This is a genomic window from Actinomycetospora sp., from assembly GCF_055612215.1.
On sequence record NZ_JBVPVA010001040.1, the window covers coordinates 1 to 10,785 of the forward strand.

Annotated in this window: 11 protein-coding genes; 4 read left to right on the forward strand and 7 right to left on the reverse strand. The window is 76.8% G+C overall.

The window, feature by feature from the left end:
- Positions 1-62: 62 nt before the first annotated feature.
- The 3 genes from AC0CYZ_RS28140 to AC0CYZ_RS28150 all read right to left on the reverse strand — a co-directional run bounded on the left by AC0CYZ_RS28140 (position 63) and on the right by AC0CYZ_RS28150 (position 2,065).
- Complete coding sequence (locus AC0CYZ_RS28140; protein WP_472221411.1) at positions 63-461, reverse strand: 6-pyruvoyl trahydropterin synthase family protein; 399 nt, start codon at positions 459-461, stop codon at positions 63-65.
- A gap of 53 nt (positions 462-514) precedes the next feature.
- Positions 515-895, reverse strand: coding sequence for a hypothetical protein (locus tag AC0CYZ_RS28145; protein ID WP_472221412.1), 381 nt, complete (start codon positions 893-895; stop codon positions 515-517).
- Positions 896-1,096: 201 nt separating this feature from the next.
- A complete protein-coding gene (locus AC0CYZ_RS28150; RefSeq protein ID WP_472221413.1) occupies positions 1,097-2,065 on the reverse strand; it encodes a zinc-dependent alcohol dehydrogenase in 969 nt (322 codons plus the stop codon).
- A 23-nt stretch (positions 2,066-2,088) separates the two neighbouring features.
- Between AC0CYZ_RS28150 and AC0CYZ_RS28155 the strand changes: the two genes are divergently transcribed.
- Together AC0CYZ_RS28155 and AC0CYZ_RS28160 are read left to right on the forward strand one after the other, a co-directional pair.
- Positions 2,089-4,515, forward strand: a complete 2,427-nt coding sequence (locus tag AC0CYZ_RS28155) for a CDP-alcohol phosphatidyltransferase family protein (RefSeq protein WP_472221414.1) — start codon at positions 2,089-2,091, stop codon at positions 4,513-4,515.
- Between the two features lie 304 nt (positions 4,516-4,819).
- Positions 4,820-5,935: a glycerate kinase gene (locus tag AC0CYZ_RS28160; RefSeq protein ID WP_472221415.1), complete on the forward strand. Its 1,116-nt coding sequence runs from the start codon at positions 4,820-4,822 to the stop codon at positions 5,933-5,935.
- A gap of 3 nt (positions 5,936-5,938) precedes the next feature.
- Here the strand turns inward: AC0CYZ_RS28160 and AC0CYZ_RS28165 are convergent, their stop codons facing one another.
- Positions 5,939-7,330: a PQQ-dependent sugar dehydrogenase gene (locus AC0CYZ_RS28165; protein ID WP_472221416.1), complete on the reverse strand. Its 1,392-nt coding sequence runs from the start codon at positions 7,328-7,330 to the stop codon at positions 5,939-5,941.
- Positions 7,331-7,437: 107 nt separating this feature from the next.
- On the opposite strand from AC0CYZ_RS28165, the gene AC0CYZ_RS28170 reads away from it, so the two are divergent.
- A complete protein-coding gene (locus AC0CYZ_RS28170; protein ID WP_472221417.1) occupies positions 7,438-8,346 on the forward strand; it encodes a DUF2127 domain-containing protein in 909 nt (302 codons plus the stop codon).
- A gap of 23 nt (positions 8,347-8,369) precedes the next feature.
- Here AC0CYZ_RS28170 and AC0CYZ_RS28175 read toward each other — a convergent pair whose 3' ends face one another.
- Positions 8,370-9,095 carry a TetR family transcriptional regulator gene (locus tag AC0CYZ_RS28175; RefSeq protein WP_472221418.1) on the reverse strand — a complete coding sequence of 242 codons (726 nt, stop codon included), beginning with the start codon at positions 9,093-9,095 and terminating at the stop codon, positions 8,370-8,372.
- A gap of 57 nt (positions 9,096-9,152) precedes the next feature.
- Entirely contained in the window at positions 9,153-9,356 is a 204-nt protein-coding gene (locus AC0CYZ_RS28180; RefSeq protein ID WP_472221419.1) for a hypothetical protein, read from the reverse strand.
- 120 nt (positions 9,357-9,476) lie between these two features.
- Between AC0CYZ_RS28180 and AC0CYZ_RS28185 the strand changes: the two genes are divergently transcribed.
- Positions 9,477-10,427 carry an NADP-dependent oxidoreductase gene (locus AC0CYZ_RS28185; protein WP_472221420.1) on the forward strand — a complete coding sequence of 317 codons (951 nt, stop codon included), beginning with the start codon at positions 9,477-9,479 and terminating at the stop codon, positions 10,425-10,427.
- A 10-nt stretch (positions 10,428-10,437) separates the two neighbouring features.
- On the opposite strand, the gene AC0CYZ_RS28190 is transcribed toward AC0CYZ_RS28185, so the two are convergent.
- A partial coding sequence (locus AC0CYZ_RS28190) for a hypothetical protein (protein WP_472221421.1) occupies positions 10,438-10,785 on the reverse strand: 348 nt, incomplete at its 5' end.

A 10,785-nucleotide genomic window follows, 5' to 3' on the forward strand; every position in this document is an offset into this window, starting at 1 on the left:
GTCGTAGACGTTCCCGCCGCTGGGGACGGTGTCGACGTCCCCGGGGAGCACGGCGTGGACGGTCACAGCGGGCGCTCGTACCCCGCCCGCGCGACGTGCGACTCGTGCAGCTCCACCGCGATCGTCGCGATCCCGCGGGCGCCCTCGCCGAGGTCGCCGGCGTGGATGCGTTCGGCGAGCCGGTCGGCGATCACCTGCGCGAGGAACTCCGTCGTCGTGTTCAGCCCGGCGAAGGCGGGCTCGTCGTCGAGGTTGCGGTAGCGCAGGGCGTCGAGGACGCCGCCGAGCGCGGTCGTCGCCCGGCCGATGTCGACGACGATGTGGTCGGCGTCCAGGTCGGGCCGCCGGAACGTGGCGTCGACGACGAACGTGGCGCCGTGCAGCGCCTGCGCGGGCCCGAACACCTCGCCGGTGAAGCTGTGGGCGACCATCACGTGGTCGCGGACGGTCACCGAGAACATCGTGGGCCTCCTGTACTCCGGGCTCCGGGCAGTCGATCACGGACGCGGGGCCCTCAGCGGCCCAGCAGGTCCGCCACCCGCAGCAGCGCCGACAGCCGCGCCGGGATCTCCTCGGGCACGATCGGACTCGTCCCCTGCAGTGTGTAGAGAGTGTCGCCCTGGATGGTCCAGGTCGGTGCGCGACCGGCGGCGTGCTCGTCGGCGAGCATCGGACCGACGAGCGACCGGGCGACGTCGGGGTCGGTCGCCACGATCTCGAACTTCTCGTCGAACGGCCCGTGCCCCAGGGTCAGGTCGACGGTCCTGGGGGCGAACAGCTTCCGCTGGATTCCGCCGAGCAGGGCATTGATCGGGTCCGAGGCGGCGCCGATCCCTCCCAGCACCGTGGTGACCGTGCTCCAGCCGCCGCTGCCGCTGCGTAGCTTGACCGTCATCCGCGGGGTCGGACTGCACGGCCGCCCTGTCGTCCCTCCGGTCCACACGCCCCCTCCTGCCGCTGCGTCGTCACGGACGAGGCCCGATCCTGTAGTTGATCCACGGGCTGCGTATGCAGTACGGACGTACTGAATCTGCCGGTGCGGTGCCCTCGGCATGATCAACCGCCTAGCGAACTCCCAGGCGCATCCCGACCCGGATCAGTAGTCCACCCGCACGGCCAGCCCGGGACCACCCTCGGAGAGCCGCAGCATCGTCGCCGGCAGCTCCCCGAACGGCACCGCCTCACCGATCAGCGCGTCGAACCGCGGGTCGGCGAGCAGGCGCAGCGCCAGCGCCATCCGGTCGGCGTAGGTCCACCGCGCCTGCCGCGCCGGGGACACCCGCCCGACCTGACTGGCCCGGATCGCGAGCCGGCCGGAGTGGAAGCCCTCGCCCAGCGGCACGCGCGGGACACGGTCGCCGTACCAGGACAGCTCCACGACCTCCCCCTCGAGGCCGAGCAGCTCCAGGGACCGCGCGAGCCCCGCCTCGGTCGCGCTGGCGTGGACCACGAGGTCGCAGCCGCCCGTCGCGTCCTCGGGGAGCGCGAACCCGACGCCGAGGGCCGCGGCCAGCGCCGCCCGGCCGGGGTCGACGTCGACCAGCTCCACCCGCACGCCCGGGATGCCGGCGAGCAGCGCGGCCACCGCGCCGCCGACCATCCCCGCGCCGACCACGGCGATCCGGTCCCCGACGCGCGGCGCGGCGTCCCACAGCGCGTTGACGGCGGTCTCGACGGTCCCGGCGAGCACCGCCCGCGTCGCCGGGACGCCCTCGGGCAGCACCGACACCGCGGTGGCCGGCACCACGAAGCGGTCCTGGTGCGGGTGCAGGCAGAACACGTCGCGCCCGCGCAGGGCCGCCGGGCCCGCCTCGACGGTCCCCACCGCGAGGTAGCCGTAGATCACCGGGCCGGGGAACTCGCCGACCTGGTACGGGGCCCGCATGACGGCGTGCTGGCTGGCCGGCACCCCGCCGCGGAACACCAGGAGCTCCGTCCCCCGGCTGATCGCGCTGTGGCGGGTGGCGACGACGACGTCGTCGGGGCCCGGTTCGGGGAGCTCGACGTCCACGAGGGCGCCGTGGCCGGGCTCGAGTACCCGGTAGGCGCGGGCGGTCCGCTCCACGCGCCCTCCTTCACGATCCTCCGATGGCCGCGGGTGACGATAGGGGCATGGTCCGGCCCGACGCGACGCTCGCGCGCCCCCCGGTGTGGATCACCGTGGCCGTGTCCGCGGTCGTCGCCGTCGGGCTCTTCGCGCTGCTCGGACCGGTCGGTCTCGGGGCAGCCGGGTGGGCCGGCGGCGGGACGTTCCTCGCGCTCGCCGCGGCGCTGGTCGCCCGGGCGGCGCGGCAGGCCGGCGCGGCCACGCTCGGGCCCGCCGGCACGGTGACCGCGCTGCGGACCGTGCTGACCGGCGGGGTGGCGGCGCTCGTCGTCGAGGATCTCGCCAGTCCGGGGGCCGTCGCCCCGGCGCCGCTGGTCGCGCTCGCCGTCGTGGCGCTCGTCCTGGACGGGGTCGACGGGCTGGTCGCCCGGCGCACCCGGACGGCCAGCGAGCTCGGCGCCCGCTTCGACTCCGAGATCGACGCCGCCCTGCTCGCGGTGCTCTCGGTGCACGTCGCCACCGACCTCGGCCTCTGGGTGCTCGGCGTCGGCGCGATGCGCTACGTCTTCGTGGCCGCCGGGTGGGCCCTGCCGTGGCTGCGGGGCGCGCTGCCGGTGCGCCGCTCGGCGAAGGTGGTCGCCGCGGCGCAGGGCGTGGCGCTCGTCGTGGCGAGCGCGGACGTCCTGCCCCGCCCGGCGGCGGTCGCGGTCGTCGGCGCGGCGCTCGCCGCACTGACGTGGTCGTTCGCGGTGTCCGTGCGCTGGCTCGCCCGGACGCGCATCCCCACGGCCCCGGGCGAGGGGAGGATCCGGTCGCTCTACCGGCCCGAGGGCTCCCCTCGCGCGTCGGAGGCGGGGGCGGGACGGGGACGGTGGCGCCGGGCCGCGGGCGCCGCCCTCACCGTCGCCGCGGTGCTCGTCCTCGGCCTCGTGCTCGTGGCCCCGCAGGACGGGAGCGGCCTGCTGCCGGAGCCGTACCTGCGCCTGCCCGTCGAGGGGGTCGCGGGGCTCGCCCTGCTCGTGCTCCTGCCCGCCCGTGCCCGCCGGCCCCTCGCGCTCGCGGCCGGCGCGCTGCTCGGGGTCTGGGCCGTGCTGACCGCGTTCGACATCGGCTTCGCCACCGTGCTCGCCCGGCCCTTCGACCCGGTGCTCGACCGGACGCTGGTCGCCGACGGCGCCGAGTTCGTGGGCAGCACCTACGGGTCGGAGGCGCAGGTGGCGGCGGTCGTCGGGGCGGTCGTCCTCGGGGTCGTGCTGCTGGTCGGCGCGGCGCTCGCGGCCCGCCGGGTCGTGACACGGGCCGCGGCACACCGCCGGGTGGTGCTGCGGGCGCTGGGCGTGCTCGCGTCGGTGTGGCTGGTGGCGGCCGTGGCGGGGACGACGACCGCCCCCGGCGTCCGGCTCGCCGCGGCGAGCGCCGCGGCCGGGGTGGCCGACCGGGCCGAGGGCACCGCGGCCTCCCTGCGCGACGCCGACGCCTTCGCCGCGCAGTCCCGCACCGACCCCTGGGCCGGCACGCCCCCGGCCGACCTGCTCACGGCACTGCGCGGCAAGGACGTCGTCCTCGCGATCGTCGAGAGCTACGGCCGCGCCGCGCTGACCGACCCGGGTCTCGCGCCGACCGTGACCCCGGTCCTCGACCGCGCCGACCGCGAGCTCCCCGCCGCCGGGTGGGGGGCCCGCAGCGGGTTCCTGACGTCGTCGGTGGTCGGGTCCGGCAGCTGGCTCGCCCACGCGACGCTGCTGTCCGGACTGCGGGTGGACAACCAGCAGCGGTACCTCACGCTCACCTCGAGCGACCGCTTCACGCTCTCCGCCGCGTTCCGCCGCGCCGGGTGGGACACCGCCGCGGTGCAGCCCGGCACCACCCGGGCCTGGCCCGAGGGCGCGTTCTACGGCTACGAGCGTGCCTACGACGTGCGCGACCTCGGCTACCGGGGCCCGTCGTTCGGCTGGGCCTCGATGCCCGACCAGTTCGTGCTCGACCGCGTCGACCGCCTCGAGCGCGACCGGCCCCGCCCGCGCCCGCCGATCATGGCCGAGGTCGACCTGGTCTCCAGCCACGCCCCGTGGACCCCGCTGCCGCACATGGTCGGGTGGGACCAGCTCGGCGACGGCTCGGTCTTCGCGGGCCAGCTGCCGGCCCCCGGCACCCCCGCGACGCCGCCCCGCACCGGCTACGCGACCTCGGTCGCCTACACCCTCGACGCCCTGACCTCGTGGGTGGCGCGCTCGGCCGACCCGGACCTCGTCGTGGTCGTCGTCGGCGACCACCAGCCCGCGCCGCTGGTCACCGGCCCCGGGGCGGGGCGCGACGTGCCGGTCTCGGTCCTCACCCGCGACCCGGCCGTCCTCGCGCGCACCGCGGGCTGGGGCTGGACCGACGGGCTGCGCCCCGACCCGGACGCCCCGACCTGGCCGATGGAGGCCTTCAGGGACCGCTTCCTGGCGGCGTTCTCGCCGCGGTGAGCCGTGTGAGCGCCGTCACATCCGCGCCGGGTAACAGCTCGGCAGGGTCCGGACGATATGCAAGGTGAACCCGGTGCCGTCAGACCCCCGACCTGACGGCCCGGGTTCGCTCATGTCCGGACCCGGTCGGGCCCCGCGCAGCGGCGAGCGCCCGAACCGGCCGTCCCCCGACGGCGGCCGGACCGGGCGCCCGTCCTCAGCCTAACGGGTGACACGCCGGGCCCGTCCGGACTGTGAGCGGCGCCGGGAGCGGCACCGCCCCCGCCCTCGACGTCCCCCGTCCCGAGCGGGCACGCTCCCGCGGGTGCGCGTCCTCGTGGCTCCCGACAAGTTCAAGGGTTCGCTGACGGCGGCGGACGTCGCCGCCGCGATCGCCCGGGGTCTCGCGACCCGGGGCCTGGACGCCGACCTGTGCCCCGTCGCCGACGGCGGGGACGGCACCGTCGCCGCCGCCGTCGCCGCGGGATTCACCCGCCGGCCGTGCACCGCGACCGGTCCCACCGGCCGCGCCGTCGACACCGCCTGGGCGCGCTCGGGGGAGACGGCCGTCGTCGAGCTCGCCGACGTGTGCGGCCTCGAACGCCTCCCCGGCGGCGTCCTGCACGCGGAGGAGGCGACGACGTACGGGCTGGGCGAGGTGCTGCGCGCCGCCCTCGACGACGGTGCCCGCCGCATCGTGCTCGGTCTCGGCGGTAGCGCCTCCACCGACGGCGCGGCCGGGCTCGCCCAGGCCCTCGGCGCCGTCCTGATCACCGCCGACGGCGCCGAGCTGCCCGCCGGGATCGGGGGCGGGCGGCTCGCCGAGGTCGCGCGGGTCGACCTCACCGGCCTCGTCGTGCCGCACGACGCGCGCGTCGAGGTGGCCTGCGACGTGGACAACCCGCTGCTCGGCCCGCACGGCGCCGCCGCGGTCTACGGGCCGCAGAAGGGTGCCGACGAGGCCGCGGTCGCCCGGCTCGACGCGGGCCTCGCGTCCTGGGCGCGCGTGCTCGGCGCGGCCACGGGGGCCCCGGGACGGGAGGCCGAGCCCGGCGCGGGCGCGGCCGGCGGCGTCGGCTACGGCGTGATGGCCCTGCTGGGGGCGCGGCTGCGCCCCGGGTTCGACCTGGTCGCCGAGCTGCTCGGGTTCGACGAGCGCCTCGCCGGGGCCGGCCTCGTCGTCACCGGCGAGGGCCGCCTCGACGCGCAGACGCTGCGGGGCAAGGGACCGGCAGGGGTCGCGGCGCGGGCGCGGGCCGCGGGGGTCCCGGTACTGGCGCTGGCCGGGTCGGTCGCCCTCGATCGGGCCGAGCTCGCCGGCGCGGGCTTCGGCGGCGCCGCGTCCCTGGCCGACCTCGAGCCCGACCTCGACCGCAGCCGGGCCCACGCCGCGGAGCTGCTGGAGCGCCTCGCCGCGACGGTCCCGCTGCCGACGCGGTGACCGTCACCTCCCGGGCGGCGCCACCCGGTAGATCGCCCCGGCCTGGTCGTCGCTGACGTAGAGCGCGCCGTCGGGCCCGGGCACCACCGCGACCGGGCGGCCCCACCGCGACCCGTCCGCGGCCTGGAAGCCCCCGACGAGGGTCTGCTGGTCACCGAGGCGGCCGTTCGACCACGGGAACCACGACACCTCCGGGGCCCGCGGCGCCGTCCGGTTCCACGACCCGTGCACCCCGACGACCGCACCCTCGCCCATCCCCGGGACGTTCGCGAATGTCAGGCCCAACGGGGCGGAGTGCGCGCCGAAGGTCTGCTCGATCGGCGCGAGCCGCGAGCAGTCGAGCTTCGACCCGTCGGCGTTCGTCTCGACGTCGCGGGTGTAGTCCAGGTCCGCCTTCTTCAGCGGGCTCAGGGGCGCGCCGGGCTGCGTGTCGGGCTCCGGGTTGCAGAACGGCCACCCGAGGTCGCGGCCCGGGGTGAGCGCGGCCAGCTCCTCCGGGGGGTGGTCGTTGACGTACTGCGGCATCACCTGGCCGTACGCGTCCCCGTCGCCGCCGTAGGGCTGGTGGTACGGGTACCGGATGTTGTCGCGGTTGTTCACCGCGGTCCACACGCGGCCGTCGGGCCCGACGGCGAGGCCGGTGCCGTTGCGCACGCCGCGCGCGAACGCCTCCGGGGTGCCCCCACCCGGCGGCACGCGCAGGATCGAGGCGCGCTGCGGGTCCGCGTCGCGGTCCTGCGGCGAGATGTTCGCCGTGGAGCCGACCGAGACGTAGAGCGACTTGTCGGGCCCGACGACGACGGTCTTGAGGGCGTGCGCGTACGCCCCGCGCAGGTCCGGGCTCTTGGCGTCGGGGAGGTTCGGCACCACGACCTTCGGGCTCGTCGCCCGGCCGCCGGCGTAGGCGTACGAGGACACCTGGTCGCTCTCGGCGACGTAGAGCGTCGAGCCGTCGAACGCGAGCCCGTGGGGCTGGGTGAGGCCCGAGAGCAGCGTCGACTGCGCCGGCGGCGCGCCGTTCGCGCCCGGCACGAGCCGCGTCACCGAGCCGTTCTCCGGGACCGACACCAGCAACGACCCGTCGGGAGCCCAGGCCTCGAGCCGGGCACTCGGGACGCGCGCCCACACCGACGCCGTCCACCCCGACGGGACCTGCACGGAGCGGGCGGTGTCGAAGGGCGCGTCGCCCATCCCGGGCCCGACGGTCACCGGCGTCGGGACCAGGCCCGCGGTGGTGGCCGAGGTCGGGGCACCGTTCGCGCCCGTCCCGGGCGCCGCGTTCGCGGCGGGCGGCCCCCCGGCCTCGGCGGAACAGGCGGGTACGAGGAGCAGGAGCGCGGCGATCCCGGCGAGGACGAACCGGGCGGGGCGGTGTCGAGCGGTCATGTCGGTCATGGCCACCCCAGCCTGGCGGGCCCCGTCGCGACGCACCACTCGGGGGTCGTGAGCACACCTGCACGGGGCCCGGACGTCCGTACGATCGCGGACCGGGAGGAGCCACCATGACCAGCACCACCAGCAGGACCGACCCGGCACACCCGCCGGTGCCCGAGGGGCCCCACCGCCCGCCGGGCACGGTCCCGCCGGCGCGCTTCCGGCCCCGCTTCCACTACGAGCTCATCACCTGCGGGCTGCGCGGCCACGAGCTGCTCGGCACCGACGCCGCCGCGCTGACTTCCGACGACGCGGGGTTCGACCCGGCGGTCGTGGTCCGCGAGACCGGGGGCCCCGACGGTGGGACGCTGCGCTGGCACCGGTGCCTGCGCTGCGACTCCTGGATCCCGCTCGCCCCGCCCACCGCCCCGACCAGCGCGACGCTGCCCACGCGCGCCGAGGTCGACCTGCCGCTGCGGGGCCGGGCCCTGCGCGACCGGTTCGTGCTGCGGCTCATCGCGATCGACCGGGTGATCCACTTCATCGGGCTCGCGCTCGTCGCGGTGGCGATCTTCGTCTTCCTCGCCGACCGCGACGTCCTGCGCACCCCGTTCTTCGCGGTGCTCGCCACCCTGCGCAACACCGTCGGGATCGGCGACGGCGACGACGGGGTGGTCGGCGAGCTCACCCGGGCGTTCTCGGCGAGCGCCACGACCGTCGTGCTCATCGGGGTGGTCGTCGCGGCCTACGCCGTGCTCGAGGGGGTCGAGGCGATCGGGCTGTGGCGGGCACGACGGTGGGCGGAGTACCTCACCCTGGTCGCCACCACCGTCCTGCTCGTCCCCGAGATCTACGAGCTGACCGGCCGGATCACCGTCACCAAGGTGCTGGCGCTGATCATCAACCTCGCCGTCATCGCCTACCTGCTGTTCGCGAAGCGGCTCTTCGGGCTGCGCGGGGGAGGCGCGGCCGAGGAGGCGGCCCGGGCCCGGGACCAGGGCTGGGACGCCCTGGTGCGCACCGCGCCCCGCCCCTGACCGGGAGCGTCCCGACCCGCTCCCTAGGGCTCGCGGGCGAGCCGGTAGGCGTCCGCGTCCGGCCCGGGCCGGGAGCCCCACGGCGACTCGGTCCACGTCGCCAACCACCGCGGCGAGGCCACGACCGGGAGCAGGCCCTCCCACGACTCGGTCATCCGCGCCCAGAAGTCGTCCGGCCCGTCGGCGAGCGCGTAGTTGCCGGTCGCGATGGCGACGGCGGCGCGGGCCGTTCGCCGGGCGTCGACGCCGGCCACGAGCAGGCCCATGTCGGACGCCTCGGTCAGCAGCTCGGCGGTCGTGGACTCCCAGCGCTCGAACCAGGGTCCCCGCAACGGCAGCAGCTCGGGGTCCTCCAGGGCCTGGGTGGCGCCCCGCACGATCGAGTCGTACATCCACCGCGCCACGAAGGCGTCTGTCTCGACCAGCAGCCGCCAGAGTGGATCGAGCCCACGGTCCTGGATCTGTGCGGCCACCGCGGCCCACGATCGCTCCACCTCGGTGACCAGCGCCTCCGCGAGCGCGTACTTGTTCCGGAAGTGGAAGTAGAGCGCGCCCTTGGTCAGTCCGGCGGCGGTGAGGATGTCGGAGATCGCCGCTCCGTGGTAGCCGTCCTCGCAGAACAACCGCGCCGCGGCGAGCAGGAGGCGGCGTCGGGTGCGGCGGGTCCGTCCCACGAACTCGTCGTCCGCCCAGCACGACGTCGGGGCCACGAGCGCGGACGCCGACACGGGCGTGACGGGGGGCGTCACGCGGCCATCGTACGACTCCGGATGATCATGCTCGGACGCCGTCGGGCACGGGCGGGATCATGCCGGTGGCGCGGGCGGGCGCACGAGCCCGTGACGGGGGCCGGACGTGGCCGTGCCCGTGGTCCTGCGCGGCGGACGGGACCGGGCCCCCGTGAAGGACAGCATCGTGGCGACGGCCGGCTCGTCGCCGCCCTCGCGCCACCAGCGGTCGACCTCGTCGAAGATCGGCGTCGCCGGGGACGTGGGGGAGACGGTCGTCACGGTCCCGACGGTGCCAGCCCGGGGCCCGCCCGTCCCGGTCCCGCCGGACCTCTCACCCGGGTGGGGCGCCCGATCCACCCGGTCGGGAAGACCGCCCCGCGCCGACGGTGTTGGCCCGGCATGCGCGCAGTCGGAGTGATGGAGTTCGGAGGGCCCGAGGCCCTCGAGATCGTGGAGCTGACCGACCCGGTCCCCGGGCCCGGACAGGTGCTGGTGGACGTCGCGGCCGCCGCGGTGAACCCCACCGACACCGGCATCCGCAACGGCGCCCGGGCCGAGGCGCTGCGTCGCGACCCGCCGCCCTACGTGCCCGGCATGGACGTGGCCGGCACCGTCGCCGCCCTGGGCGAGGGCACCGACGACGCGGGCCTCGCGGTCGGGGACCGGGTCATGGGCATCGTCGTCCCGTCCGGCTCCCACGGCGGCTACTCCTCCCTGATCGCGCTCCCGGTCGGCTCCGTCGTGCCCGCCCCCGCCGGCACCACGCACGCGCAGGCGGCGACGCTGCCGATGAACGGGCTGACCGCCCGGCGCGCACTCGACCTGCTCGACCTGGCCGAGGGCGCCACGCTCGCCGTCACCGGGGCGGCCGGGGCCTTCGGCGGGTACGTCGTGGCGCTGGCCCACGCCGAGGGCCTGCGCGTGGTCGCGGACGCGGCGGCCGCCGACGAGGACCTGGTGCGGAGCCTGGGCGCCGACGTCGTCGTGCGGCGCGGTGACGACGTGGCGGACCGTATCCGCGAGGCCGTGCCCGAGGGCGTCGCCGGGATCGCCGACGGGAGCGTGCAGGGCGACCTGCTGGTCCCGGCCCTCGCCGACGGCGGCCGCGTCGCCACGGTGCGCGGCTACGCCGGGCCCGAGGGCGGCAGCGGGCGCGGGATCACCTGGCACCCGGTCTTCGTGCGCGACTACGCGGAGAACCGGGCGGCCCTCGACCGGCTGCGCGAGCAGGCCGAGAAGGGGGTGCTCACGCTGCGGGTCGCCGACGGGATCCCGGCCGAGCGGGCCGCCGAGGCACACGCGCGGTTCGAGGCCGGGGGCGTGCGCGGCCGCCTGGTGCTCGTCTTCTGAGCGAGCGGTCTCAGAGGGTCGGCAGGATCGCCACGACGAGCAGGGCCGCGACCGCGAGGGCCATCCCGACGACGGCGACCGCCCGGCGGACCGGGCCGCGCAGCCCCACACCGCCGAGCGTCAGGGCGACGACCGCGATGCCCAGGGCCACGTAGGTGTCCCAGGACATCGCCATCGAGCCGAACGCCAGCGGCCGCAGGCTCACCAGCACCGCGAGCACGCCGAGGATCACCGAGACGGCCGCGATCGTGTTGCCCGGCCGCGGGTCCTCGTCGTCGTCGGTCGGGTCCCAGGCGACGTGGGCGCCGGGGAACACGCCCTGCGGACCGGTCGGTGTGGGCCGGGGGCCGGGCACGTA

Excerpts from the sequence above, each read along its gene's own strand:
- AC0CYZ_RS28170 (WP_472221417.1), top strand. The coding sequence starts at position 7,438 with ATGACCAGCACCACCAGCAGGACCGACCCGGCACACCCGCCGGTGCCC.
- AC0CYZ_RS28140 (WP_472221411.1), bottom strand. The coding sequence starts at position 461 with ATGTTCTCGGTGACCGTCCGCGACCACGTGATGGTCGCCCACAGCTTC.
- AC0CYZ_RS28165 (WP_472221416.1), bottom strand. The coding sequence starts at position 7,330 with ATGACCGACATGACCGCTCGACACCGCCCCGCCCGGTTCGTCCTCGCC.
- AC0CYZ_RS28145 (WP_472221412.1), bottom strand. The coding sequence starts at position 895 with ATGACGGTCAAGCTACGCAGCGGCAGCGGCGGCTGGAGCACGGTCACC.
- AC0CYZ_RS28185 (WP_472221420.1), top strand. The coding sequence starts at position 9,477 with ATGCGCGCAGTCGGAGTGATGGAGTTCGGAGGGCCCGAGGCCCTCGAG.
- AC0CYZ_RS28155 (WP_472221414.1), top strand. The coding sequence starts at position 2,089 with ATGGCCGCGGGTGACGATAGGGGCATGGTCCGGCCCGACGCGACGCTC.